Genomic DNA, 25,301 nt, shown 5'->3' on the forward strand with positions numbered 1-25,301 from the left:
AAACTACTCGTCGTAACAGTCGTCTTCAGGCACGGTATTGGGGCGTTTGAGGTCCCTGAGGATCTCGCGCGCTGCGTTGGCACCACACGCAGATGACACGCCGCCACCGGGGTGTGTGGACGAGCCGCACATGTACATGTTCTTAAGCGGCATACGATACTGGCCATAGCCCGGGAACGGTCGATTGAACAACAGCTGGTCAATCGTCAACTCACCCTGGAAGATATTGCCCTCAGTGAGGCCAACCTCGTTCTCAATTTCATGGGGAGTTCGCACTTCCATGTGCACAATTAACTCCTTAAACCCGGGGCTGTAGCGCTCAATTTTATCGACGACGGTCTGGCCGAACTGGTCGCGCTTCTCGGGCGTCCATGGCCCGTCAGCCAGTTCTGCCGGGCAGTACTGAACAAAGTTCGACATCCAGTGCTGCCCCGGTGGGGCCACAGTGGGATCCCATGCAGAGGGAATCACCGACTCAATGAAGGGATCCTGCGACCAACGACCGCGCTTCCAGCAATCATAGGCTCGCTCCATGGTTTCCAGCGAGCCAATAAAGCCCTGACCACCGCGATTCACATAGGGGTTGTCGGGTGTGTTGATGAACTTGGGCAGGCCCGACAGCGCGATATTGACCTTGCCGGAAGAACCGCGGATCTTGAACTTGCTGGCGCGGTCATAAATGCCCGGCGGCAAATCGTTCTTGTCCATCACCTTAGTAAAGGTGCGCTTGGCATCCAGGTTGGAGACCACGATATTGGCGTAGAGCTCATCGCCGTTCTCCAGCGCCACGCCGACGGTGGCTCCGTTCTTCACCAGAATCTGCTGCACACCGGCATTGGTGCGAATCTCACCACCGGCTTCTTTCAGCGCACTGGCCAGCGCATTGGAGATTGCACCCATACCACCGCGGGCCAGCCCCCAGGCACCCACGCTACCATCTACATCTCCCATGACATGGTGCAGCAAAATGTATGCCGAGCCCGGCGAATAAACACCGAGGGCTGTACCAATAATGCCGGGGCTCGCCATGGCCGCCTTGATCAGGTCATTCTCGAAGTAGTCGTCGAGGAACTCAGCGGCGCTCATGGTGAAAAAGCGCACATACTCGTACAGCTCTTTTTCGCCCAGCGCCCAGAACTCCTTGGCGAGGAACAACAGCTCGCCGATGTCACGAGGTTTGAAGGAGCTGGGGTCAGGGGGGGTGCGCAACAGGGTCTTGCGAATCAACTGGGCATATCGGCCCAGATCCGCCTGGAAGCGCGCCATGGAATCCGCATCGTGGGGCGAATGCCGTTTTAGCTCGAGGTAATTGGCTTCCTCATCCGGGTAGTCAATCAGGGTCTGGCCACTATCCGAAAAGGCCACCGTACCAAGATAAGGCACCAGCAATAGACCGTGGCGCGACAGATCGAGGTCGCGGTGCAGAGCCTGACGCATCATGCTGCAGACATAGGAGCAGCTGGAGTAGTGCCAGCCCTCGTGCATTTCACGTGTTACCGCGGCACCGCCGATGTAGTCGTTCTTTTCGACCACCAAGACATCCAGGCCTGCCTTGGCCAGGTATGCGGCATTTGTCAGACCATTGTGCCCGGCGCCGATAATAATCGCGTCGTACTTTTTCATTTGAGGATCTCCCGGGCTGCGTTAAATCCGGGAGTACCGGTCAGGCCTCCGCCCGGGTGAGTACCCGCACCGCACAAATACAGCCCCGCCAACGGTGTACTGTATTGCGCTGCCTCGTAGGTGGGTCGCATCATGAGCATCTGATCAACCGCAAATTCCGTGTGGTGCCAGTGGCCACCCGTCACGTGGTACTGGGCCTCGATATCCGCCGGCGTCAGCAGTTCAGCGTGCACCACCTGGGACTGAATACCCGGCGCATAACGCTCCAGCTTCTCCAACAGAGACGCAGTCAACTTGAGACGGGCCTCTTCGGTCCAGCCGCCCTTGAGGTTGGCGGGCACGTACATGACATGCGCCGACAACACATGTTGTCCCGCGGGCGCCAGACCTTCTTGGTGCAAGGAAGGTACAACCACTTCCATGACCGGGTCTTCGGAATAGCCGCCGTATTTGGCATCATCAAAGGCGAATTCGATATCGTCCATCTGGCTGGCAATAATCATCCGGCCATCGGGCTGCTCCAGGCCCGCAAAGGCAGGCATACCATTGAGCGCCAGGTGAAGCTTCGCCACGTATCCTTCACAGCGCAGGCGGCTGATACGGTTGCTAAATTCAATTTCCAGGTTGCGGGCGCCCACCAGCTCCATGAACGTGCGCTGTGGATCTGCGGAGGAGACAATCCGGCTCGCGGTAATCACCTCACCACTTGCCAGCTCGACACCCGAGGCCAGCAGTTCACCACTGGTGCCATCAACCAGAATGCGTTTTACCGGCGCGTTGCATCGCACCTCGGCGCCGGCAGCCTCTGCTGCCGAACGCAGGGCCTGCATCAAGCCATCAATGCCCGAGGCCGGCACACTGTGCATACCGTCGTGAGCACCGCACATACGGTACAGGAGTGTAAACACCGACTGATTCGGCGAACGCGGGGCCAGCTTGCCACCAATCACACCGTCCCAGGCCAATGCGGCCTGCAACAGCTCGTTCTCGAAGTTGTCGTCCATCAGGTCGCGCATAGGCAGAGTTGCCACACGCAGGAATTCCAGCATGTCGTCTTTGCCCAACATGCGCAGCTTCAATCCCAACTGGGCGAACGTGAATAGCTCACCCGGGGAGTTGTCGCCAATGCCCGGCATGGTCTTGCCCCAGAAAGGCGCCAGCGCCTTGGCGAAGGTTTTCAACTGATGGCGATACTCTGGATAGCGAGCGGCGTCTTCGCCAGTCGCGCCAGTCACCTCGACGTCGCTGATTCGAACATGATGCCCGTTTAACCCGAGACCCACGGTTTGCATTGCCTCTGATGCCGGTCGATAACCGTGAGATTCGAGCTTGAGGTCAGCGCAGACGCGCTCGGAAAAATGGTTCAGCGAGTGGGCAACGTTCACCTTGAAGCCGGGATGAAACTCGCGCAGGGCGGCGAGACCACCGACGTTAGCGCCAGCCTCCACCACCAGTACACGCTGGCCCTTGGCGGCCAGATAAGCCGCGCAGGTCAGGCCGTTGTGACCGGCACCGATTACAACAGAGTCGTAGTGTGTCAAATGGTGTTCCGTAACTATGAGAAATCTTAATCTGCCAGCAGGTTATCTGGCGCTTTTTCCGGGAACAACCGCGCCTATACGCCGGGACTATGCTCAGCCGACGGCGCGGATATCCACCGAACAATCGTAGTAGCAGGCCCCACCAGCCAAATCAGCCTTGTGTCCGGGAATCAGTGCATTGATGGTTTGCCCCGTGGGGCTGTCGCCAATCCAGGCACCTTTGGGTACAAAAACCGTACCGGTGCGAATGTTGTCGCTCACCACAAGCGGCAGTTGAACCTCGCCCTGCTCGTTGCTCAGTATCACCTCACACCCCGCCTCAAGCCCAAGCGACAGTGCATCCGCCGGCGCCATTTCACAAACGACATCACGATCGTGACCAGCAACACCACCGAAGGTGGAATTGATACGATGTTCCGAGGCGGGAGAGACCACCAGAAAAGGCCGCTGTCCCATGAGTGCCTGATACTGCGGCACGCCGTGGCCTTCCTCTGCCTGCAGCGCGTCGGAGAACAGCTCGATCTTGCCACTGGGCGTCGCCGGAGCCGTGCCTCGCAGCAGGCTGGTGGGGCGACCGTCATCCATATTGATGGCCTCATTCGGGGGCAGTTCGCTGGGAGATCTATCCTGCAGGGCGGGCACGCCCGCCTCAATGGCTTGATCCATCAGGGCAGCATCCGTATCGGCGAAGCAGGGCTCCGTAAACCCGAATCGGGTGGCGAGACGACGAAACAGTTCGGTGTTGCTCACAGCCTCACCGACAGGCTCAATCACGGGCGCCGAGCGCTGTAGATACTGATGGCCATAAGCCTTGTACAGGTCGCCGTACTCAAGATGGGTCGTGGCCGGCAGAATCAGGTCTGCGCAGGCCATGGAGTCCGTCATGCTGACATCGGATCCCACTACGAACACATCATCGCTCAACAGCGCAGCTCGCATCTCACGCTGACGCGGGTGCACCGCGACAGGGTTGTGGTTGTAAATGAACACGCCCTTAATCGGCAACTCCGCACCGGGGTCCATGATATGACGAGGTAAGTCCAGCACATTGAATTCACGCACCGGCTCGGCGCGTAAGTCGGGGCGTGACAGGGCATCACTGTCTACCGGGAAGAAACCGGAGACATCACACACACCCGCGCCTATCGGGCCGATATTGCCCGTGAGTGCTGGCAGCGCCAGCACCGCCCTGACGCTCGATCCGCCGTTGCGATTGCGCTCCGGCGCAACACCAAGGGAAATGGCAGCCGGGGCCAGGTCGCGCCACCAGCAGGCAAACTGCTCGATATCAGCCTCGGCGACGCCGCATAGTTCGGCAGCTCGCGCCAGTGGGTATGCCGCAGCCTCTTGAAGGAAAGCATCTGCGCCATGAACATGCTCGGCGATAAAATCCGCATCCAGGCCACCATTGGCTGCCAGCCGCGCTGCCACCGCATAGGCGAGCACGACATCCGTGCCTGGCATGACGGCCAGATGCAGATCGGCTTCCCGGGCAATCCGGGTGCGCTTGGGATCGACAACCACCAGTTTGGCACCCCGCTTGCGCGCGTCGCGAATAATCGTGGTGAGATGCAGGTTGCAGGCGGTCACGTTATTGCCCCACACCACGATCAACTTTGACTGTGCCAGTTCGGTGTAGGCAATGCCGCCCACATCGCCGTACACTCGCTCCCAGGCCTCACCGGATACGCCCGCACACAACGGTGACGAATCTACTTCGCTACTACCCAGACGGTGGAAAAAGCGCGCATCCATAGAGCCATTCGCCAGCAGCCCCATCGGGCCACCATAGGTGAGCGGCGCGATCGCCTGAGCACCCCAGCGATCCATGATCTCGGAAAAACGCTGATAAATGAGATCCAGGGCCTGCTCCCAACTGATCGGGCGGTAATTGCCACCACCCTTTGGCCCGTCCAGTAGCAGTGGCTGCGTCAGGCGCTTCGGCCCATGCACCTGCTCAGCAAGACCCTGGGCGACTTTGGTGCAAATTTTGCCGCGGGTGAAAGGATTGCTGCGGCTGCCACGCACCCGACTGACCTTGCCATCCTCTAACTCGATAGAAAGGCTGCAGGTATCAGCGCAATCCAGCGGGCAAACACTGGCGTGCACATCGGAAAGGTTTGATATCTGGTTCATGGCTGCTCTCCCGGGCCCGTCGCCGTGGCCCTTATCAATCTGAATACGCGATCAGGCGTTAAACACTACCGTCTTGTTGCCGCGGACAAGAACCCTGTCTTCCAGATGATAGCGCAGACCCCGCGACAGCACCGAACTCTCCACATCGCGACCCAACCGTACTAATTCGTCCTTGTTGGAAGAGTGCGTCACGCGCACCACATCCTGCTCGATAATGGGCCCTTGATCGAGATCCTCGGTGACATAGTGACAGGTGGCACCGATCAACTTTACACCGCGATCAAAGGCCTTCTGGTAGGGATTGGCTCCGATAAACGACGGCAGGAAGCTGTGGTGAATATTGATCAGACGGCCGACGTATGTCTCACACAGCGACGGCGGGATAATCTGCATATACCGGGCCAACACTACGCAATCCGCACCGTGGCGCTCGAGAATATCTTCAACCGCCGCGAAGGCCGCAGGCTTGTCGTCCGGATCCACCGGCACATGATGGAACGGAATACCGTGCCACTCCACCATGCTGCGCAGATTTTCATGATTGGAAATCACACAGGGAATGTCGCATTGCAATTCGTCAGCCTGCCAGCGGTAGAGAATGTCCGCCAGGCAATGCGAGGCGTGGCTGGCCATAATCACAACGCGCTGTTTCTCACCTCCGGGGCGCAAGTACCATTGCATGCCATAGCGCTGTGCGAGGCTATCGAAGTCTTCGCGGAACGCTTCGATACTGCAGCTCATGGCGTCGGCGTTGACGACATTGCGCATAAAAAACCAGCCCTGGTGAACGTCGGTATGGTTGGCACTCTCCACCAGGCACCCCCCGCGCTCGGCAATGAAACTCGACACCGCAGCCACCAGGCCGATCTGGTCGGCACAGGAGGTTACCAGGGTGAAATTAGGCGTAGCGTCACTCATTGCACGGAAATCCATTAACCGATTGATTCAGTAGAAATAAACCACAATCGCACGACCGGGTTCTTCCTGACGGGTCGGCTGGGAGACAAACTATAATAGGGAATATCGTCACGCCGCACGCATCTCTAACCCTATAGGGTAAGTATTAAAGGCCACGGGCTCTGTGGCATTCTTATCACTAGGCAAGCAGCAATTTTGAGGTATCAGCCGATGGCTTCGACCAGCCCCATCGAAAAGGATCAACCCAACACCAGCGAAGGCAGCGTTACCGTACTCGGACGCGCGCTCAGCTCCGTGATTACCGCCGGCCGGGAAATCCTCGCGCGACGGCGGCCCAACCTGACCGCGGCCGAGGGTTCTACCCAGGCGCTGGTCGATTTGTGCAAGGAACTGATTGAGCACCGCGGCGAAGCCTCCGGCCTTGCCCTGGCCCAGGAAATTACCGAGGCCTACCTCGAGCTCAGCGCAGAGGCGCGGCTGGAGTTTTTCCAGCGCCTCGCCAGCGACTTCGATATCGATCGCGAGGCACTGCTGGAAGCCACCGAGCGCTACCGCGACGACCCCGACTACGACAAGCTACAGGCAATTACCCGCGCCACCGAGGCGCCGCGGCAAAAATTGTTCAGACGCATTAACATGGCGCCCGGTGGTACTCGCACCCTGGTCGCTTTGCGCGGCGAGCTGCTGCAGCTGCTGCGCCAGCACCCGGAACTCAAACCGGTTGATTCGGACCTCAAGCACCTGTTCATCCAGTGGTTTAACAAGGGCTTTCTGGAGCTGCGCAATATCGACTGGGCGTCCCCCGCGGTGGTGCTGGAAAAACTCATCGACTATGAAGCCGTGCACGAGATCAACGGCTGGGAAGACCTGCGCGGCCGGCTCCGCGAAGACCGTCGCTGCTTCGCCTTTTTCCACCCGGCCATGGGCAATGACCCGCTGGTGTTTGTGGAAGTTGCCCTGGTCGACGATCTGCCCGATGCCATCGCTCCGCTAATCGACCGTGAGCGGGAGATCATGGAGCCAGGCAAATTCAACACCGTAGTGTTCTACTCCATCAGCAACTGCCATCCTGGCCTGGCGGGCGTTTCATTCGGCAATTTCCTGATCAAAAACGTGGTTGAAGTACTGAAGAAGGAAATTGAAGGCCTTAAGACATTCGTTACCCTGTCGCCCGTACCCGGATTCCGGCGTTGGCTCAACAAGGCCGATCTCAGTGAACTGGTCGACGAGGCGCTTATCGACAAGGTACGCGCACCGGTAAACCGCACGGTTATGGAGGCCGAGGTACAGGCAGCACTCACGCGCCTGTGCGCGCACTATCTGGTGCGGGAAAAATCCGGCGAGTTGGCCAAGGACCCGGTCGCCCGCTTCCACCTCGGCAATGGCGCCCGCCTCCACCGCCTGCACTGGGGTGCTGATTTAACGCCCAAGGGCCTGGAGCAATCCGGCAGCATCATGGTGAACTACCTCTACGATCTCGACAAAATCGAGATCAATCACGAGGAATATTTCGACGAGGGCAAGATCAGCGCGGCCAAGTCTGTGCTACGACAACTGCCCCAGGATTAAGCGATTAACGGTCTCTGGGCTCTCGTACATAGCCCAGTGGCCGATGTCTTCGAGGATATGAAATTCCGCCTCGGGCTGGGACGCAAGCATCAGGGCGCGGCGGGCCTGAATCTGCTCAATGCCGCCGGCGGTGGCATCGTGAACACCCCAGATACCTACCAGATGCGCATTAATCGCAGGGAGAACGTCCGCGAGATCGTTACTGCCCGCCATGGCCCGGCTGCGAAAGCGGTGCCTGGCCAGATTGTCGCTGTGGATACACACCGCAAGATCATCGACCGCCTCTTTTCGGTACAGCATCAGCCGCGCCAGATTTTCCCGGTGTATAGGATCAGCCTCTATAGCGGGCACCTCCGGACCGGGGGGAGGTAAGAGTGAGACCTGTTTATGCAAGGGCCCGAAGCCGGACGCACCAATGAGACAACATCGCTGACATTGCGGTCCGGCAAGTGCAGCGACATGGCCAGCAATCATTGCACCGAAACTGAACGCCGCCAACTCAAACTCAGTATCCCCCAGCAGTTGGCGCCAGCCTGCCAGTACCAATTCAGCAAAGTGCTCGGTCGTCCAGGGCTTGGGCATATCGCCCGAGCTGCCCAGGCCGGGCAGGTCCAGAGTCCATACATTGCGCGACTGGCGCAGCGCCTCGATATTAGCCGCCCAGTGGGTCCAGGAGCCAAAGCCACCGTGCACCAGCAGTAGCGGCGTACCTTCACCGCCCCAGTGCTGCCAGGCGATGGTGGTATGCTCAACCTCGGTTGAATGCAGCGCGGCCCGGGCCAGCAGGCCGGCTATGCGCTGTTGCGGCGAGCGCATCAGCCCTTGAGCTGCTCCAGGATGGAAGAGAAGTCGCGCTGGCCATTGCCCTCTTCCTGATGCTTGCCATATAAGGCACGTGCAAGCTTGCCCATCTGGTTATCAACGCCACTCTGCTCGGCTATTTCCAGCGCCAGGCCAAGGTCCTTCACCATCAGGTCAGTCATAAAGCCGGGCTGGTAATCGTTGCTGGCAGGGGCTGTCTCCATAACCCCGGGATACGGGTTGTAGACTTCCAGTGACCAGTTGCGACCGGAGCTGGCCAGCATGATCTCCGACAGCACCGCCGGGTCCAGACCATTGCGCGCGCCCATCTCCAGCGCTTCAGCGCTGCCGATCATGTGAATCGCCAGCAGCATATTGTTGCAGCCCTTGGCCACCTGGCCGGCACCGGCAGGGCCGGCGTGGAAAATGTTCTTGCCCATGGCGGAAAGAATGGCCTGCGCACGGGGGAAAGTGTCGGCGGAACCACCACACATAAAGGCCAGGGTACCTGCTGCGGCCGCGGCCACACCACCGGACACCGGCGTATCCATAAAGCCAATACCCGCAGCCGCGGCCGCTTCACCTACTTCGCGTGCCGTGGCCGCGTCGATAGTAGAACAGTCCAGGCAGGTAGTGCTGGCATCGAGCTGCGCCAGCAGGCCATCGTCGCCGAGGTAGGTAGCAGCAACATGTTTGCCCGCCGGCAGCATGGAAATGACGTAGTCTTTACCGCTGGCCGCCTCGGTGGCGGATGCCGCTACCGCGGCGCCAGCCGCTTCCAGATCGGCACAGGCGGCGGGCATTAAATCGAATACCGTCACCTGGTGACCAGCCTTGATCAGGTTTTTGGCCATCGGGCCGCCCATATTACCCAGGCCAATGAATGCTACATTTGCCATGTTTCAGTTCCTATATGCTGTGGAGTTGCGAGCCGATTTACAGGTCTGCCAGCGGGTTTTCATCCCAGGGCGCAGTAAAGAAAGCATCGAGCACCTCGGCGGGCACATCGCGACTGGCGGCGTATTGCCAGGCGGGATTGCGATCTTTGTCGATCAGCAGTGCGCGCACGCCCTCGGCAAATTCCGGGTGACGCACAATATTGGTCGCCAACTGCACCTCTGCGCGGAACACATCGGCCAGGCCCATGTGGCGGGTTTCCCACAGCTGGCGATGAATCCACTGCGCGGCCAGTTTAGAGCCGTGGGCAAGGCTGTCGCGGGCCTTGGCCAACCAGGGATCGTCGGTATCCTGCCCGGTAATCCGATCAATAATGTCGTGAATATCCTCTCCGTCGAGTAACTGGGCAATGGTGGCCGCATGTGGTTCAACCTGCCCCGCCGGCGAAGCGGAGATACTCTGCTCGGCAAAGGGCCGCAGCACATGTCGCACCAGCGCATGGTTGCGCTCTACGTCATCGGTCCAGACCTGGGCCAGCAAATCATCGATCACCACCTGCTTGCGGTCACTGGCAATAAAGCGGTCGGCAATGCCGATGTAAATCGCATCTGCGGCATTGATTGATGCGCCGGTCAGCGCCAGAAATTCACCGGTCTGTCCGGGGGCATGATTCAGGAACCAGCTGCCGCCCACATCAGGGAACAGCGCAATGGTGACTTCCGGCATGGCGATGCGCGTACGCTCGGTGACCACTCGGTGCGAACAACCGGCCATGACACCGAGGCCGCCGCCCATGACAATACCATGACCCCAGCACACAATCGGTTTGGCATAGGTATGCAGGGTGTAGTTCATGCGGTATTCACGGGCAAAAAACGCCTCGGCGTACTCGCAGGGACCTCCGGGCTGACCGACCGCGGATTGGTGCAGGGCCTGTACATCACCGCCGGCGCAAAACGCTTTCTCGCCAGCACCCTCGATAAAGACGGCGGCAATGGCCTCATCCTGAGCCCAGGCGTCCAACCGCTCCTGCAGTAAATCCACCATCTCCAGGGTCAGGGAGTTCAGTGTAGCTTCCACACTCAGGGTAATGCGGCCGACCTTGCCGCTGGCCGCAGTTAACTCTTCAAACAGAACAGGCGCAGTCATCAGGCGTTTTTCCACTCAGGCTTGCGCTTTTCAAGGAAGGCATTGACCCCTTCGCGTTGGTCCTCGGTGGAGAACAGCGCCACAAATTCGCTGCGCTCATCTTCCAGCCCCTGGGCAATACAAATATCGCGGGCGCTGTGAATCAGCTTTTTGCAGGCGGTCACCGAAATGGGACTCTGCTCGCCGACTTGTTCGGCCAGCGCCATGGCGCGCTCCAGCGCTGTACCCGTGGCCACCACCTCTTCGACCAGGCCAATGCGCTCTGCCTTGTCGGCCTTAATGCGCTCACCACACAGAATCATGCGCTTTGCCCAACCCTCACCTACCAATTGGGTCAGGCGCTGAGTACCGCCGGCGCAGGGCAGCAGGCCAACTTTGGCTTCGGGCAATGCCAGCTGCGCCTGCTCTTCAGCGATACGAATATCGCAGGCCATGGCCAACTCCAGGCCACCGCCCATGGCAAAACCATTGATCGCGGCAATAGACACACCGCGAAAATCAGCGAGGGTTTCAAAGGCCTGGCCAAAGTAGGCGGCCATCTTGCCGGCTGCTTCCGGATCGCCGTCGGCGAAAATTTTCAGGTCCGCGCCCGCGGAGAAAAACTTCTGGCCGGCACCGGTAATCACCAGGGCATAGATATTTTTTTCCGCGTTCAAGGCTTCAACCAGCGCAGCAAGCCCCGGCAGACTCTCGGTATCCCAGGTATTGGCCGCCGGATTGTCGACGGTAATTTTGGCGACGTGGCCGACAATTTCGACCTTCAGTTTTTCGGTGTTGCTCAGGCTCATTTAATAACCTCCAGTGCGCCGTCCATCAGCAGGCGGCGGGAAACAATAACTCGCATAATCTCGTTGGTACCCTCCAGGATCTGGTGCACGCGAGTGTCGCGCACGTGCCGCTCCATGGGGTATTCCTTGATGTAGCCGTAGCCGCCGTGTAACTGCAGCGCGTCGTTGCAGACGTTAAAACCCACGTCGGTGGCAAAGCGCTTGGCCATAGCACAGTAGGTCGAGGCCTGACTGTCCTTGTTGTCCAGCTTGCTCGCCGCCAGGCGCACCATCTGACGGGCGGCCACCAGTTCGGTGAGCATGTCTGCGAGCTTGAATTGTGTTGCCTGGAACTCGGCAATGGCGGTATCGAACTGCTTGCGCTCCTGCACATAGGCCACCGCTTCCTCCAGCGCCTGCTGGGCAGTGCCGATAGAACAGGTGGCGATGTTAATACGCCCCCCGTCCAGCCCTTCCATGGCAATGGAAAAGCCCTGCCCTTCTTTGCCGAGGCGGTTGGCCACGGGCACCCGCACGTTGTCGAAGGTCACCATGCGCGTGGGCTGGGCATTCCAGCCCATCTTGTCTTCTTTCTTGCCGTAGGAAATACCTTCAGCGTCCGCAGGAATCAGTAGTGCGGAAATACCTTTGGGGCCAGGGCCTCCGGTTCGCAGCATCACCACCAGTACATCGGTGTCACCCGCGCCAGAGATGAACACCTTGGCGCCGTTGACGATGTAGTCATCGCCGTCTCGTTCTGCGCTGGTGCGCAACGAGGCAGCGTCGGAGCCCGCGCCCGGTTCGGTGAGACAGTAGGAGGCCAACTTGGTGCCCATGACCAGCTCGGGGCACCAGGCATCGATCACTGAAGCATTGCAGTACTTGCCGATCATGCTCGTGGCCATGTTGTGAATGGTGAGGAATGCAGCCGTGGCCGTGCACCCCTTGGCCAGCTCTTCGACGATCAGGCTGGCATCGAGACGGCTCATGCCCAGACCGCCGGCGGACTCCGGCGTATACATCCCCATAAAGCCCAGTTCGCCGGCCTGCGCCAGCGCGTCCTTGGGGAAAATGGACTCTTCGTCCCAGCGGGCTGCATGGGGCGCCAGTGCACCTTCAGCGAAAGCGCGCGCGCTGTCGGCAAAGGCAACCTGGTCTTCGTTCAGGGAAAAATCCAAAGGCGCTTCTCCTCTGTTGTTATTGGTGTGTGCGGGGTAGGCACCACCGCCGCCTGCTTGCCGCGGTGGTGTCTGCCACCTGACTTAATTGAACTTGGCGATAACAGCGCCGAACAGTTCTTCGTCAGACGGAATTTCCTTGGTCTTCGCCAGCGGCTTGGATACCCAGGTTTCATTGATGAGATCACGCCAGGTGATGTTGTGATTAATGGAGTTCCCACCCCACGAACCGCAACCCAGCGAGAAGGTTTGGCGCATGCCGTTCCATAGGTTACCGCTGTTGGACGCTGCCTGGGGCTGATTCACCATGACACGTGAGGTGCGGGTGGCACCGGCCAGCTTCATGATGTTGTCGTCGTTGTAGGAGTAAATACCGCAGCTGTGGCCCTGGCCCTGGTAGGCCTGGATCTTGTTGGTCAGCTCGATGGCTTCGTCGATGTCCTTCACCTTGTAAAGCGCCATGGTCACGGTCAGCTTCTCGCCGGAGAACGGATGATCGGGGCCTGCGCCTGTCTCGGGCACGATCAGGAAGCTCTTGCCTTCGGGCAGGTCGATACCCGCCTGGCCAGTAATATTCAGCGCCGACTGGGCAACGATCTTGGCATTCAGGTGGCCGTCTTCCCAGATCACACCCTGCAGCTTGGCCTTGTCATCGCCCTCGATAACATAGCCGCCTTCGTGCTGAAGCTTGGCGAGGAATTCGTCGTAAATAGATTCGAATACCAGTACCGAGTTATCGGAGGAACAGGATGCCGCCAGGTCGAGGGTCTTGGAGGTGCGGATTTTTTCAGCCGCCTCATCGAGATCGGCAGAATCGTCGACGGTGATCACGGCGTTACCGACACCTACACCCAGCGCAGGCGTGCCAGACGAGTACGCAGCGTGCACCATGGCCTCACCGCCGGTGGCGAGTACGCGGTCGCACTGGGCCATCAATTCGTTGGTTTTATCCAGTGAGGGCACGTCAATGCTCTGCACCAGGTCGGCGGGCGCACCACAGCGCTCGAGCGCGTCGCGCATGTAGTCACAGATTTTCTTGTTGGTGAGTTTGGCGCGCGGGTGAGGCGCCACAATAATGGCGTTGCGGCCTTTCACGGCCGAAATCGCTTTGATAACCGGCGTCGCCTCAGGGTTGGTCGAGGGTGACAGCGCACCGATAACACCGACCGGCTTGGCGATTTTGACGATGTTGCGCTCAGGCAACTCTTCGATCACGCCCACAGACTTGTCGTTGATAATGTCGAGCAGTGTTGCGCGGGTCTTGCGGTGGATTTTCAGGTACTTGCCGTCGTAGTTGCCCAGCTGGGTCTCTTCGACAGTGAAGCGGGCGATTTCCTCGGAGCGGTCTTCACGCGCCACCGAGTACACCATGGCAGTGATGAGTTCATCCACCTGCTCCTGGGTGTAATTGGCAATCTGGGCCTGGGCCGCGCGTGCGCGGGCCATCATTTCGGCCACTTCCTGTGCGGGGCTCATTTCTTCTGACATGACGATTCCTCTGAATTAGGTCTTACTTTCAAGTAGCGATGGATTCTAGCACTGGGCATTTTTCGGCCACATTGACTAAATTGCGAATTTTATGGACTATATTGCGGCATGAGCACTCCATCAAAATGGCCCCTGCCGAGTCGCGGCGTACGCTTTATCACGCCGACATTCATGATACAGAAGCTGGCTCGACATCCACTAACCAAAGAGTGTTACCCCACGGCCATGGGCTATTACCCCGAGGCCAGCGGCCATCGCATGGCCCGCGACAGGCACGACGACAACCTGCTTCTATATTGCTCTTCTGGCCAGGGCCACCTGGAAACCGATAGTTGGCGCGGTGATATCGGGGCGGGCCACCTGATGCTGCTGCCCCAGGGCCTCACCCACGCCTACCAGGCCAGCCAGGCTGACCCGTGGACCCTTTACTGGATTCACTTCCAGGGCGCCAGCACCCGAGTATTCATGCAGTATCTTGGTTACCGCGAGGGCCGGCCCGTGGCAGACGCCGGCGTATCGCCGCTGCTCATCGGCGCCTTTACCAATCTGCTGGAGGTCCGGCGCACGGGCTACTCCACCCGGGCCTTTATCAACGCCTCCAACCACCTGCGCCATCTCATGACCCAGATCAGCATGGAAATCAGCGCCCATTCGGGGCGCCTGCAGGCGGGTTTCGAGCTCGAAATGGTGCAGGCATTTATGCTCGAGCATATCGACCGCGCTGTAACCCTGGATGAACTGGCCGCAGTGGCCAACATGTCCAAATACCACTTCAGCAATCGCTACAAGGCACTCACCGGTTATTCGCCCATCAAGCACCTGCTGAATATGAAGATGGAACACGCCTGCAACCTGCTCGACACCACCGACCTGGGTATCGCCGAAATTGCCCAACAGGTCGGCTACGATGACCAGATGTATTTTTCGCGCCTGTTTCGTAAAACCATTGGCGCTTCCCCGCGGGGATATCGCAGCTCAACCCGCAAGTAGCCTCTGCAGCAGCGGCGCTTTGCGGTATGCTTGCTTCTTCGCCCTGCCGGAGATTCCCGTGAAAAAAATTATTGCAGCTATCGCCTGCTTCTCTGCGCTAATGACTGGCCCCGCCTATGCCGAAGTCGAGCGCACCACCGCCAATAATGGCCAACTGGTCATGGAGGACGTGCCGCCGATTCCGGAGCAGATCGCCCGAGACCTGCGCCGCTACCAGAACGTACGCTCCGCCAGCTTCCTGGCGTGGACACCCACCGCTGACGGCCTGTACGTCAGTACCCGCTTCGGTGATGTGGCCCAGGTGCACAAAGTCAGCGCCCCCGGTGGCGCCCGCACCCAGCTGACCTTCTTCGATGAACCCGTGCGCAGCGTGCAGAGCCGTCCCGGTGACTCTGCACTGAGTTTCACCATGGACACCGGCGGCAACGAAAATACCCAGATTTACCTGCTGGAGCCCGGCAGCGGCGAAGAAGCCAAACTGCTAACCGACGGTGAGGCCCTCAATGGCAGCGCCGTCTGGGATCAGGCGGGTGAGCGCATCGCCTATCGCAGCACCAGGCGCAACGGTGCCTCCAACGACATCTGGATTATGGACGTCGACAAGCCAGACGAGGCAAAGATGGTGTTCGCCTCGCCCGACGGCACTTACTGGTACCCCATTGATTTCAGTGCCGATGGCCGCTTCCTGTTATTTGCCAACCTGGTAGGTAACGCGGACTCACGTATTCACCTGCTCGACCTGGCCAGCGGCGAACACCAGATGCTCGCCGGTGATCCGAAAAACCCCAGCAGCAATGCTGGCGTTGGGTTTGACGAGACCGGCCAGGGCTTCTGGTACACCACCGATATGGCCGGCGACTTCCGCCAGCTCGCGTGGCAGTCACTGGAAGTGGGCGACGAGCCGATGTTTATCACCGCAGATATCCCCTGGCATGTAGACGGCGTCAGGCTCAGCGAAGACCGCGGCCGCATCGCCTTCGCGGTGAACGAAAACGGCTTCTCACAGCTGTACTTGCTGGACAGCGCGAAGAAGCGCTACAAGGCGGTGAAGAACCTGCCGGTAGGTGTGCTGATCAGCATGGGCTTCAGCCCGGACAACAAGCAGCTGGCACTGACCCTGAATACACCTAACACGCCCTCTGACACCTTTGTCCTGGAGCTGGGCCGCAAGGCCACCAGCTACGGCGACCTCACCCGCTGGACCTTCAGCGAAGTGGGCGGCCTGGATACCGCGGGCTTCATCGAACCGGAGCTCATCAGCTACCCCACCTTCGACAGCGGCAAGGGCGGCCCCGATGCCATTCCGGCGTGGCTGTATAAGCCCAAGGGCGAAGGCCCTTTCCCGGTCATCATCTCGATTCACGGCGGCCCTGAAGCCCAGGCGCGACCCTACTTCAGCAGCACCTACCAGCTGTGGCTGGAGACCCTGGGTGCCGCCGTACTGGTGCCCAACGTGCGCGGCTCCAACGGCTATGGCAAGGCCTACATGGGCATGGATAACGGCTTCAAGCGCGAGGATTCGGTGCGCGACATTGGCGCCCTGCTCGACTGGATTGCCACCCAGGAAGATCTCGACACTGAGCGCGTGGCGGTATTTGGCGGCAGCTATGGCGGCTACATGGTGCTCGCCAGTGCCGTGCACTACAGCGACCGTCTGAAAGCGGCCGTGGACATCGTCGGCATCAGCAACTTTGTGACCTTCCTGGAAAACACCAAGGACTACCGCCGCGATCACCGCCGCGCCGAATACGGCGACGAGCGCGACCCTGATATGCGCGCCCATCTGCAGGCCATCAGCCCGCTCAACAGCGTCGAGAAAATCCAGGTGCCGATGTTTGTAGTGCAGGGCGAGAACGACCCGCGCGTACCGGTCAGTGAGGCCGTACAGATCGTGGCCGCACTGCGCGATCAGGGCCAGCCCGTTTGGTACATGAACGCCCTCAATGAGGGCCACGGTTACCGCAAGAAAGAGAACCGCGACATTTACCAACAGGCGACTGTGTTATTTTTCCAGCAGTTCCTGCTGCGGAACTGAAATTGCAGGGGCGACTCGTCGTCCCAAAACAGACATACACCAAGGAGAACGCCATGAGATTCCTGCTAACCTGCACCCTGCTGGCCACACTGGTCGCGCCGGCCTTTGCTGAAGGCCCCAAGATCAGCTGGGACCTGAAGGACGCTCTGCGCCAGGTCGACCGCCAGGCCGATGACTTCCAGACCGCCATGGCGCGGGTAGAAATGGTCCGCGCTGACCTCAGCGGCACAGAGATCAGCCGCGAGAAGGGCACGATTTTCATGGACAAAAAGGGCAATATTCGCCTGGATGTCGATGGCGACGAGCCGCGCACCATGCTGGTCACCAAGAGCTACCTGTACATCCATTACCCGATCCAGAAGCGGGTGGAGTCCTACAAGCTGTCCAAGCACAAGACCCGCATGGAACCGTACATGCGCCTTGGCTTTACCAATAGCGGCCGCGACCTGGAAGACGACTACCTGCTGACCTCACTGGGCGAGCGCGATATCGACAGCAACCGCACCCTGGGCCTGGAACTCACGCCCGAAAAAGACAAGGCCCGCGCGGTAATGGGTAAGGCGCAACTGTGGATTGACCAGGCCTCGTGGATGCCTGCCCAGCAGGTGATTGCCGCGTCCAGCCGCGGTGAGGAAATCACCCTCACCTACAGCTTTGTGGCGCGCAACCTGCAGCTCAACCCCGACCTGTTCTCCACCCAGTGGCCACGGGGCACTGACAAAGAAAAGATGTGAGCTACACTGCTTCTTCAAGGGCTCCAAAACTGAGGGTTTGGGGCCCTTTTTCGTTATACTCCACCGATTCCCATCCTAACTCTGGAACCCGCACGATGAAGCTCCGTTCAATTCTCGCTGTAATCGCCTGCTCCCTGCCCCTGACCGTACTTGCTGAAGTCGGCTCAGGCGCCAAGAAATTTGCCCAGTTAGGCCACCTGCTGGACACACCTACCGAGGTCCGCCTTGCCAGCGGCGCCCCGGGACCCGATTACTGGCAGCAGCGCGCTGACTACAAGATCGACGTCACCATCGACGATACCCGTCAGCACCTGACCGGGCGCGAAACCATTACCTACTACAACCAGAGCCCGCATAGCCTGAAATACATCTGGCTGCAGGTTGACCAGAATCGCTTCCGCCCCGACTCCGACGACATGCTGACCAAAACCGCGCCCAACTTCGAGAAGTACCCCTACTCGAGCATGGCCGGTCTTTTATATCGCATGGAATTTCAGGGTGGGGTGAATAACTTCAAGATCACCGACGCCGAGGGCAACGCCCTGCCGTTCACTGAAAACAAGACCATGGTGCGTATTGATCTGCCCCAGCCGCTCAAAGCCGGAGAGCAGTTCGTCTTCAACGTTGCCTGGGATCACGCCATTGTCGATGCCACCAAGTTTGCCCGTGGCGGCTACGAGTTTTTCGAGAAGAACGGCAACTACATCTACGAGATCGCCCAGTGGTTCCCTCGAGTGGCGGCCTATACCGACTACGAGGGCTGGAACAACAAGCAGTTCCTCGGCAATGGTGAGTTCACCCTGGAACTGGGCGACTACGAAGTCGCGATCACCGTTCCCGCCGACCACATCGTGGCCGCTACCGGCGTCCTGCAAAACGCGGAGGACGTGCTCAGCCGCAAACAGCTCAAGCGCTATGAAGAGGCACAGAGTGTCGACGAGCTGATGTTTATCGTAACGCCGGAAGAAGCCGCCCAGCGCGAACAGGGCAGCACCTCGGTTGAGAGCACCTGGGTATTCAAGGCTGAGAATGTACGCGATTTCGCCTTTGCCTCTTCCCGCAAATTCATCTGGGATGCCCAGTCCACCCCCTCCGGTGACAAGAACGTGCTGGCCATGTCGTTCTACCCCAACGAAGCGGAGCCACTGTGGAGCCAGTACTCCACCGCCTCGATTGTACACACCATGGAGGTTTATTCCCGCTACACCTTCGAGTACCCGTACCCGGTATCGATCTCGGTAAATGGCCCGGTGGGCGGCATGGAATATCCCATGATTACCTTCAACGCGCCCCGGCCATACGATGATGGCACTTATTGGGATGTCAGCCAGAAAGATCACCGTGAGTCCTGGTCGCGCAGCAAGTACGGGCTGATCTCCGTCATCATTCACGAGGTCGGGCACAACTACTTCCCGATGATCGTCAACTCCGATGAGCGCCAGTGGACCTGGATGGACGAAGGCATGAACACCTTCCTGCAGTACATTGCCGAACAGGAGTGGGAGGAAAACTATCCCTCTCGTCGCGGCCCGCCGGAGAACATGACCGAGTACATGACCAGCGGCAACGTGGTGCCCATCATGACCAACTCGGAATCCATTTTGCAGTTCGGCAACAATGCCTATGGTAAACCCGCCACAGCCCTGAACATTCTCCGCGAGAGCATTATGGGCCGTGAGCTGTTTGACTACGCGTTTGCCGAATTTGCCAATCGCTGGAAGTTCAAGCGCCCCACCCCCGCCGATTTCTTCCGCAGTATGGAAGATGCCTCGGCAGTTGATCTGGACTGGTTCTGGCGCGGCTGGTTCTACGGCACCGACTACGTGGATGTTGCGATCTCTAACATCACCCAGTTCACAGTCGACAGCCGCGACCCTGAAGTGGAAAAAGCCTGGCAGAAAGCCAAGGACGACAAGCTCGAGCCCACCCTCAACGACCAGCGCAACGAGGACCTCGAGCGGCTGGTGGACAAGTATCCGGCGCTGAATGACTTCTACAACGATTACGACGACTACACGGTGACGCCCTGGGATTACGCCCAGTACGAGAAAACCCTGAAGGCACTGAGTGACAAGGAAAAAGCCCTGCTGGCGATGGACAAGCACTTCTACACCGTGACCTTTGATAATCTCGGCGGCCTGGTCACGCCGCTACCACTGCGCATCAGCTATGCCGACGGTGCTACCGAGGAAATGCAGATTCCGGCGGAAATCTGGCGACGCAACGCCGAGCAGGTTACCAAGCTGTTTGTCAGCGAACGTGAAATCACCGGTATCGAAATCGACCCGTACCGCAGCACCGCCGACGCCGATGTGTATAACAACAGCTGGCCGCGCAAGGTGAAGACTTCGCGCTTCCGCCTACACATGGACTCGCCAAAGCCGAACCATATGCGTCGCGACGAGAAAACCAACTGGGAAAAGAAAGACAAGTGATCCCTCGCCTGCTCCGCCTGGTGGCAGCCCTGCTGCTGGCCACCCAGGCCTGGGCCCATCCCTCACATACCAGCTTTGCGGAAATCGGCTGGAGTGCCGATGGCGATGCACTTGAAGTGGCGCTGAGGGTCATCCCAGAAGATGTCGAGGAACTGCTCTCGTCCCGGCAGCAGCGCCAGGTGGTGCTGGTCGACACCCCGGAGGTCAGGCAGTGGCTTGAGGCCTGGCTTAACGAGGAATTCAGGGTTTATGCCGACGGCCCATCACTGCCAGTGCAACTGCAAAGCCTGGATCTGGAGAGCTACCGCGCCAGCTGGCTGTTCTTCACCGTAGCTGCGCCCAAAGCAAACACGCTCAGCCTGCAGAACCGACTGCTCTTATCTCACAACACCCACGAGCGCGGCCGCGTGCAGATCAACACCGTACAACGCCTCTGGCAACCGGCCAGCGATCGCATGACTTTCACCGACGAGCAACCGCAACCGCTATGGGCACCCGCGCCATAACCGGCGCGAGCAATGCTGAATAAGAAGAAGTCTTAGCGTAGTAAAACCGTCCGCCGCGAGCGAGCCTCAGCCCGTCGATTGCGAATAGTTAAGGGAATATTTCCACTGCAAGAAATCGTTGCCAAAGGCCTCAGCCCGGGCTGCGGACAAATCCACCTGCTGGCCAAGATGCCCAAATAACGGCAGGCCCTCGCCGAGCAGTACCGGTGCCTGGGTTACGCAGATTTCATCGAGCAAACCCGCATTGATGAACGAGGTAATGGTCGTGCCACCGTCGACATAGCCGTGTTGATAGCCACTGCTGCGCAGGTGCCCCACCAGTGCATCGAGCCCGGCGGGGAAAACCTGTACGTTGCCGACCAGTGACTCCGGCGCACGCTGCAGTGTCGTGCTCAACACGTAAATGGGCCGATCACCGTAGGGCCACTGCTCAGCGGTGAGATTAAAGCTCACCAATTTTTCCATGCAGCCGCGCCCATGACCATACAGTCGACGGAGGCCAGATAATCAGTGAAACCACCGTCGCCCATAGATGCATCCGCAGGCCCTCGGGCGGCGGCCCGGTCCAGCCATTCCGCGCCGCCGTCCGGCGTCGCGATATATGCATCGACGCTGGCGGCAATAAACGCAGAGAATTTCACAGCCGCAGACCGCGGCCGCCAGACACCTTATGCGGCGCCGGCGATAGCCTTGATCTCGAGGTAATCGGTGAAGCCATGGGCACCCCACTCGCGGCCATTACCCGACTGCTTGTAACCGCCGAAGGGGGTCATCAGGTCGCCAGACTGGCCATTGATGTTGATATTGCCGGCGCGAATCTTGCCCGCAACACTCATCACCTGATCCATGTCCTCACCCTGCACATACCCGGCCAGGCCATAGGGTGTGTCGTTGGCAATGGCAATGGCTTCGTCGAGTGAATCATAGGGCATGATGCAAAGCACCGGGCCAAAGATTTCCTCGCGGGCAATGGTCATGTCGTTGTTCACATTGCTGAACACGGTGGGCTGTACGAAGTAACCCTTGTCGATACCCTCGGGGCGACCCACGCCGCCACAGGCCAGCACCGCACCTTCGTCGATACCCGCCTGAATCAGGCCCTGGATTTTGTTCCACTGCACTTCGCTGACCACCGGCCCCATGCTGGTGCCTTCGGCGCGGGGGTCGCCAACCACAACCGTGGCGGCGGCATTGGCGGCAATAGCCGCGGCCTCTTCCATCTTCGCCCGGGTACCAGCATGCGCGACGGCGCATTACAGGATTGTCCGGTGTTCTGGAACATGTGCATAACGCCGCGAGTGACCGCCTCTTCGAGGTTGACGTCGTCGAGCAGGATATTGGGCGACTTGCCGCCGAGTTCCTGGGTCACACGTTTAACGCTGGGAGCGGCGTTTTGTGCCACCAGTGAGCCCGCCCGGGTAGAACCGGTGAAGGACACCATTTCAATCAGCGGGTGCGAGGAGATGGCAGTGCCCACGCCGGCACCGTCGCCGTTAATCATATTGAATACACCGGCAGGAACGCCCGCCTCGTGCATCACCTCAGCAAAGATGTAGCCACACAGAGGCGCCACCTCGGAGGGTTTCAGCACCACAGTGCAACCCACGGCCAGTGCGGGCCCCACCTTGCAGGTAATCTGGTTTATCGGCCAGTTCCAGGGGGTAATCATGCCGCACACGCCGATCGGCTCCTTAAAGACCCGGCTGTGGCCCGCCGCTTCCTCGAACTCAAAGGTTTTGAGGATTTCCATCGCCGTAGAGAGGTGGCCAATACCGGTGGCCGCCTGGGCGTGTACCGACAGGGCAGTGGGAGCGCCCATTTCTTCCGTAATGGCGTCGGCGATATCGTTGTAGCGCTTCTGGTAAACCTCGCAGATCGCACCCAACAGCTCCACCCGCTCCTCGCGACTGGTGCGGCTGAAGCTGGCGAACGCGGCATTAGCAGCCTTGGCAGCCTTGTCCACATCAGCGGCGGAGCCAATGGAAATCCGTGCGCACACTTTTTCGGTGGCTGGGTTGATAACATCCATCGACTTCGGCTCTACCGGGTCGACCCACTCGCCATTAATATAAAACTTGTCGTATTCGCGCATTCCAGAGCTCCTGTTATTCGGGTTATTCAACTATAGCAGCGGCACGCTGCATTGCTGTGACAAAAAGTTCATCCGGGCCGGTAGAGTAAGTCACCGTCAGCCGCGATGCGACCACTTTCCACGCGCCGTCAATGTTCTGACAGCGATTCGTGTATTCGCCCACCACCCGGCTCAACTCATCCGGGGCAGCATTCGGCTCTTCCGGTTCGCCATGCTTCCAGATGATGTGATCCGCGGTAAGGTAGGCCCGGCAAATCACCGCATCGCCATCGCGCTCAAAGCGATGATTGGCAATGATATGGCGAGTGATATCAAAGCCATTGATCACCGCCTTGATGCCGCCGACCCACTCATCTGCGGGCCACGGAACATTGGGGTCGCGGTCGTGGGCGCCGGTCTGGTAATCGATCATAACCTCGTCTGCAAAGCAGTTGCGCACCATAGCCCAGTTTTTGGTGTCCACGCCTTCGGCGTAGGCGTTATACACATCGATAATCGCCGCCCGTTCTTCCAGGCTTACGTCAGTTACTGTCATTGCGGTTTACTCGTGCTTGAGCACGGCCCCCTCTGTGATCGTAGTGGTGTTATCCACCACCATAGCTGCGCCATTCACTGAGCGCGACTCATCCGATGCCAGGAACAACACCATATTGGCGACATCAACAGGGTCACCCACCCACAGCCGGTCCATCTGGGCGGCGGCCTCCGGGTCATGTGCTTTCACCACATCGTACATGCGGCTAAGCATGGGTGTTTGCATATTGCCAGGGTGCACTGAGTTACACCGCACACCGTAGCCTTCCTGGGTCGAAAGGCAGGCCACGGATTTGGTCATACCACGAATCGCGCTCTTGGAAGCGGCATAGGCAAAGATATTCGGCCCGCCTTGAATACTGGCTGTTGAGCACATATTGACGATCGAGCCGCCGCCGTTGGCTTTCATCAGCGCCAGGGCATGCTTGCAGCCAAAGAAGGTGCCATCCGCGCCCACGGCGTTGATCTTGCGCCACAGCGCCTCGGTGGTGTGCTCGATGCTGGCCAGCTCAACGATACCGGCGCAGTTAACCAGAACATCCAGGCTATCCATGGACTGCAGCAGCGACTCCCACGCCGATTCACTGGTGACATCCAGATACTCAAATCGGGCATTGGGCAGTTGCGCAGCAGCGGCCATCCCAGCCTCGCGCGCCACATCAGTGAGTACCACCGATGCCCCTTCTTCTGCCAATCGGCTGGCAATAGCCAGACCCAGGCCCGATGCTGCACCGGTTACCAGTGCCACTTTTCCTGCTACGCGCCCCATAGTTTTTGTCCTTATGAATTCGAGAAGCCTTTGCTTGCTTTCACTCTATCGAGTGATAACATCACAAAAACAGTCAGTTTGTACTGTTTATCATATTCAGAATAACAACACCCCGCAACCGGCGGAATTGGGAGAAAACGTGAACGACAAGGTGGAAAACTACGACGATGTGACCAAGTATGGTCTCAGCAACCAGAAAATGGAAAAGCTGCTGCTGGAACAGAACGAGTTGACCTTTATCTGGGCCAATAAACAGGGGCATCCGCTGGGCGTGACCATGAGCTATATCTGGCGCAACGGCCGTATCTGGTGCACCGCCACCGAACAGCGGGCCCGGATGAAAGCCCTGGCCCGTGACCCCCGCTGCAGCGTGGTGATTTCCAGCGCCGGCGTGGACGCCGAGATCAGTCAATCGATCACCTTCAAGGGCACCGCCATTCTGCACAAGGACCAGGAAACCAAAGACTGGTTCTACCCCGACTTTGCCCGCCACGCGAATAGCCCGGCACCCACACCTGAGGCCTTTGTTGAATTTCTGGACACCCCGATGCGCATTATCATCGAAGTGGTACCGGAGAAGACCATCAGCTTCGATGGCGGGGTCATGCAAAATGCCACTACCGAGGCCTTGAGCGCAGACTGAGCCCCTGGCCAGATCCTGAGTGTCGTCTGCTGTGCAGGCACCTCCGGACGAACAGACATATCCATCCGGATTTCAGACATAGGCCGGGCGACGGACGCTGACTACTATAGCGTCCGTCGTGTACAACAACCTATGGAGAACACCATGTCTGTATTCCAAATACTCGCCGGTATTGTATCGATGGCCCTTTCGTCAGTAACCATGGCCGGTGTCGAGACCGATGCCAATGACGTCATCCTGGCCGGAAATGATTTGATGCGCATCGCGCGGAAACACGACCAAATCCTGTACCTGCAGCTTTTGCGGCACTTCGCTCTCGAAGTGCAGCCAGGCTTCGCCACTACCGATCAGGTGAAACGGAATGCGTCGTGAGCCCCCTGTATCGACAGCCCGGGTACCGCAAAACATGCCGTTCACATACACCTTTGCGCTCAATTCGAGGCGTGTCAGCAACACACTCAGGGGATCGGGGTCGTCAAGATACATATGTGCTGGC

Annotated in this window: 22 protein-coding genes and 1 pseudogene; 7 read left to right on the forward strand and 16 right to left on the reverse strand. The window is 59.1% G+C overall.

Annotated features, from left to right (window positions below; genetic code table 11):
• Nucleotides 1-3 precede the first annotated feature (3 nt).
• From BST95_RS16475 to purU, 4 genes are all read right to left on the reverse strand, one after another.
• Nucleotides 4-1,623: a phytoene desaturase family protein gene (locus BST95_RS16475; protein WP_084200586.1), complete on the reverse strand. Its 1,620-nt coding sequence runs from the start codon at nucleotides 1,621-1,623 to the stop codon at nucleotides 4-6.
• Entirely contained in the window at nucleotides 1,620-3,164 is a 1,545-nt protein-coding gene (locus BST95_RS16480) for a phytoene desaturase family protein (RefSeq protein WP_084200587.1), read from the reverse strand. The genes BST95_RS16475 and BST95_RS16480 overlap by 4 nt, the downstream gene beginning before the upstream one ends.
• 93 nt (nucleotides 3,165-3,257) lie before the next feature.
• Nucleotides 3,258-5,300 carry a molybdopterin-dependent oxidoreductase gene (locus BST95_RS16485; protein WP_084200588.1) on the reverse strand — a complete coding sequence of 681 codons (2,043 nt, stop codon included), beginning with the start codon at nucleotides 5,298-5,300 and terminating at the stop codon, nucleotides 3,258-3,260.
• 51 nt (nucleotides 5,301-5,351) lie between these two features.
• Complete coding sequence (gene purU, locus BST95_RS16490) at nucleotides 5,352-6,218, reverse strand: formyltetrahydrofolate deformylase (protein ID WP_084201216.1); 867 nt, start codon at nucleotides 6,216-6,218, stop codon at nucleotides 5,352-5,354.
• Nucleotides 6,219-6,428: 210 nt separating this feature from the next.
• Here purU and BST95_RS16495 point away from each other — a divergent pair, with 210 nt between their 5' ends.
• On the forward strand, nucleotides 6,429-7,787 hold the full coding sequence (locus BST95_RS16495) for a malonyl-CoA decarboxylase (RefSeq protein WP_084200589.1): 1,359 nt from the start codon (nucleotides 6,429-6,431) through the stop codon (nucleotides 7,785-7,787).
• Here the strand turns inward: BST95_RS16495 and BST95_RS16500 are convergent.
• From BST95_RS16500 to BST95_RS16525, 6 genes are all read right to left on the reverse strand, one after another.
• A complete protein-coding gene (locus tag BST95_RS16500; RefSeq protein WP_084200590.1) occupies nucleotides 7,764-8,603 on the reverse strand; it encodes an alpha/beta fold hydrolase in 840 nt (279 codons plus the stop codon). The genes BST95_RS16495 and BST95_RS16500 overlap by 24 nt on opposite strands.
• Nucleotides 8,603-9,487: a 3-hydroxyisobutyrate dehydrogenase gene (mmsB, locus tag BST95_RS16505; RefSeq protein WP_084200591.1), complete on the reverse strand. Its 885-nt coding sequence runs from the start codon at nucleotides 9,485-9,487 to the stop codon at nucleotides 8,603-8,605. The genes BST95_RS16500 and mmsB overlap by 1 nt, the downstream gene beginning before the upstream one ends.
• A gap of 37 nt (nucleotides 9,488-9,524) precedes the next feature.
• Complete coding sequence (locus BST95_RS16510) at nucleotides 9,525-10,634, reverse strand: enoyl-CoA hydratase/isomerase family protein (protein ID WP_169843976.1); 1,110 nt, start codon at nucleotides 10,632-10,634, stop codon at nucleotides 9,525-9,527.
• Nucleotides 10,634-11,422: an enoyl-CoA hydratase gene (locus BST95_RS16515; RefSeq protein WP_084200593.1), complete on the reverse strand. Its 789-nt coding sequence runs from the start codon at nucleotides 11,420-11,422 to the stop codon at nucleotides 10,634-10,636. Before BST95_RS16515 ends, BST95_RS16510 begins: the two co-directional genes overlap by 1 nt.
• Nucleotides 11,419-12,579 (reverse strand): acyl-CoA dehydrogenase family protein, encoded by a 1,161-nt coding sequence (locus BST95_RS16520; RefSeq protein WP_084200594.1) that lies wholly within the window; start codon nucleotides 12,577-12,579, stop codon nucleotides 11,419-11,421. The genes BST95_RS16515 and BST95_RS16520 overlap by 4 nt, the downstream gene beginning before the upstream one ends.
• 84 nt (nucleotides 12,580-12,663) lie before the next feature.
• The gene (locus BST95_RS16525) at nucleotides 12,664-14,067 is read right to left on the reverse strand and encodes an aldehyde dehydrogenase family protein (RefSeq protein WP_066049963.1); all 1,404 of its coding nucleotides are present in this window, start codon (nucleotides 14,065-14,067) and stop codon (nucleotides 12,664-12,666) included.
• A 108-nt stretch (nucleotides 14,068-14,175) separates the two neighbouring features.
• On the opposite strand from BST95_RS16525, the gene BST95_RS16530 reads away from it, so the two are divergent.
• From BST95_RS16530 to BST95_RS16550, 5 genes are all read left to right on the forward strand, one after another.
• Nucleotides 14,176-15,057, forward strand: coding sequence for an AraC family transcriptional regulator (locus BST95_RS16530; protein ID WP_084200595.1), 882 nt, complete (start codon nucleotides 14,176-14,178; stop codon nucleotides 15,055-15,057).
• 58 nt (nucleotides 15,058-15,115) lie between these two features.
• Nucleotides 15,116-17,092 carry a S9 family peptidase gene (locus tag BST95_RS16535; RefSeq protein ID WP_229801604.1) on the forward strand — a complete coding sequence of 659 codons (1,977 nt, stop codon included), beginning with the start codon at nucleotides 15,116-15,118 and terminating at the stop codon, nucleotides 17,090-17,092.
• 53 nt (nucleotides 17,093-17,145) lie between these two features.
• Nucleotides 17,146-17,826 (forward strand): LolA family protein, encoded by a 681-nt coding sequence (locus BST95_RS16540; protein WP_084200596.1) that lies wholly within the window; start codon nucleotides 17,146-17,148, stop codon nucleotides 17,824-17,826.
• Nucleotides 17,827-17,921: 95 nt separating this feature from the next.
• Entirely contained in the window at nucleotides 17,922-20,261 is a 2,340-nt protein-coding gene (locus BST95_RS16545; protein WP_084200597.1) for a M1 family metallopeptidase, read from the forward strand.
• On the forward strand, nucleotides 20,258-20,767 hold the full coding sequence (locus BST95_RS16550; protein ID WP_084200598.1) for a DUF6702 family protein: 510 nt from the start codon (nucleotides 20,258-20,260) through the stop codon (nucleotides 20,765-20,767). The genes BST95_RS16545 and BST95_RS16550 overlap by 4 nt, the downstream gene beginning before the upstream one ends.
• A gap of 66 nt (nucleotides 20,768-20,833) precedes the next feature.
• Here BST95_RS16550 and BST95_RS16555 read toward each other — a convergent pair whose 3' ends face one another.
• The 5 genes and pseudogenes from BST95_RS16555 to BST95_RS16570 form a co-directional block, all read right to left on the reverse strand.
• The gene (locus BST95_RS16555) at nucleotides 20,834-21,232 is read right to left on the reverse strand and encodes a dihydrofolate reductase family protein (protein WP_205737297.1); all 399 of its coding nucleotides are present in this window, start codon (nucleotides 21,230-21,232) and stop codon (nucleotides 20,834-20,836) included.
• On the reverse strand, nucleotides 21,217-21,408 hold the full coding sequence (locus BST95_RS20170; protein ID WP_205737298.1) for a dihydrofolate reductase family protein: 192 nt from the start codon (nucleotides 21,406-21,408) through the stop codon (nucleotides 21,217-21,219). Before BST95_RS20170 ends, BST95_RS16555 begins: the two co-directional genes overlap by 16 nt.
• A gap of 27 nt (nucleotides 21,409-21,435) precedes the next feature.
• Nucleotides 21,436-22,859 (reverse strand): annotated as a pseudogene (locus BST95_RS16560) (aldehyde dehydrogenase family protein).
• A 22-nt stretch (nucleotides 22,860-22,881) separates the two neighbouring features.
• Entirely contained in the window at nucleotides 22,882-23,394 is a 513-nt protein-coding gene (locus BST95_RS16565) for a nuclear transport factor 2 family protein (RefSeq protein ID WP_084200599.1), read from the reverse strand.
• 6 nt (nucleotides 23,395-23,400) lie between these two features.
• Nucleotides 23,401-24,162 (reverse strand): SDR family oxidoreductase, encoded by a 762-nt coding sequence (locus BST95_RS16570; protein ID WP_084200600.1) that lies wholly within the window; start codon nucleotides 24,160-24,162, stop codon nucleotides 23,401-23,403.
• Between the two features lie 139 nt (nucleotides 24,163-24,301).
• Here BST95_RS16570 and BST95_RS16575 point away from each other — a divergent pair, with 139 nt between their 5' ends.
• The gene (locus BST95_RS16575; RefSeq protein ID WP_084200601.1) at nucleotides 24,302-24,805 is read left to right on the forward strand and encodes a pyridoxamine 5'-phosphate oxidase family protein; all 504 of its coding nucleotides are present in this window, start codon (nucleotides 24,302-24,304) and stop codon (nucleotides 24,803-24,805) included.
• A gap of 192 nt (nucleotides 24,806-24,997) precedes the next feature.
• Here BST95_RS16575 and BST95_RS16580 read toward each other — a convergent pair whose 3' ends face one another.
• The gene (locus tag BST95_RS16580; RefSeq protein WP_084200602.1) at nucleotides 24,998-25,291 is read right to left on the reverse strand and encodes a cupin domain-containing protein; all 294 of its coding nucleotides are present in this window, start codon (nucleotides 25,289-25,291) and stop codon (nucleotides 24,998-25,000) included.
• Nucleotides 25,292-25,301: the final 10 nt, after the last annotated feature.

Source organism: Halioglobus japonicus (genome assembly GCF_001983995.1).
Lineage (GTDB): Bacteria > Pseudomonadota > Gammaproteobacteria > Pseudomonadales > Halieaceae > Halioglobus > Halioglobus japonicus.

Excerpts from the sequence above, each read along its gene's own strand:
- BST95_RS16475 (WP_084200586.1), bottom strand. The coding sequence starts at position 1,623 with ATGAAAAAGTACGACGCGATTATTATCGGCGCCGGGCACAATGGTCTG.
- BST95_RS16485 (WP_084200588.1), bottom strand. The coding sequence starts at position 5,300 with ATGAACCAGATATCAAACCTTTCCGATGTGCACGCCAGTGTTTGCCCG.
- purU (WP_084201216.1), bottom strand. The coding sequence starts at position 6,218 with ATGAGTGACGCTACGCCTAATTTCACCCTGGTAACCTCCTGTGCCGAC.
- BST95_RS16495 (WP_084200589.1), top strand. The coding sequence starts at position 6,429 with ATGGCTTCGACCAGCCCCATCGAAAAGGATCAACCCAACACCAGCGAA.
- BST95_RS16500 (WP_084200590.1), bottom strand. The coding sequence starts at position 8,603 with ATGCGCTCGCCGCAACAGCGCATAGCCGGCCTGCTGGCCCGGGCCGCG.
- mmsB (WP_084200591.1), bottom strand. The coding sequence starts at position 9,487 with ATGGCAAATGTAGCATTCATTGGCCTGGGTAATATGGGCGGCCCGATG.
- BST95_RS16510 (WP_169843976.1), bottom strand. The coding sequence starts at position 10,634 with ATGACTGCGCCTGTTCTGTTTGAAGAGTTAACTGCGGCCAGCGGCAAG.
- BST95_RS16515 (WP_084200593.1), bottom strand. The coding sequence starts at position 11,422 with ATGAGCCTGAGCAACACCGAAAAACTGAAGGTCGAAATTGTCGGCCAC.
- BST95_RS16525 (WP_066049963.1), bottom strand. The coding sequence starts at position 14,067 with ATGTCAGAAGAAATGAGCCCCGCACAGGAAGTGGCCGAAATGATGGCC.
- BST95_RS16530 (WP_084200595.1), top strand. The coding sequence starts at position 14,176 with ATGAGCACTCCATCAAAATGGCCCCTGCCGAGTCGCGGCGTACGCTTT.
- BST95_RS16540 (WP_084200596.1), top strand. The coding sequence starts at position 17,146 with ATGAGATTCCTGCTAACCTGCACCCTGCTGGCCACACTGGTCGCGCCG.
- BST95_RS16545 (WP_084200597.1), top strand. The coding sequence starts at position 17,922 with ATGAAGCTCCGTTCAATTCTCGCTGTAATCGCCTGCTCCCTGCCCCTG.
- BST95_RS16555 (WP_205737297.1), bottom strand. The coding sequence starts at position 21,232 with ATGGAAAAATTGGTGAGCTTTAATCTCACCGCTGAGCAGTGGCCCTAC.
- BST95_RS16565 (WP_084200599.1), bottom strand. The coding sequence starts at position 23,394 with ATGACAGTAACTGACGTAAGCCTGGAAGAACGGGCGGCGATTATCGAT.
- BST95_RS16570 (WP_084200600.1), bottom strand. The coding sequence starts at position 24,162 with ATGGGGCGCGTAGCAGGAAAAGTGGCACTGGTAACCGGTGCAGCATCG.
- BST95_RS16580 (WP_084200602.1), bottom strand. The coding sequence starts at position 25,291 with ATGTATCTTGACGACCCCGATCCCCTGAGTGTGTTGCTGACACGCCTC.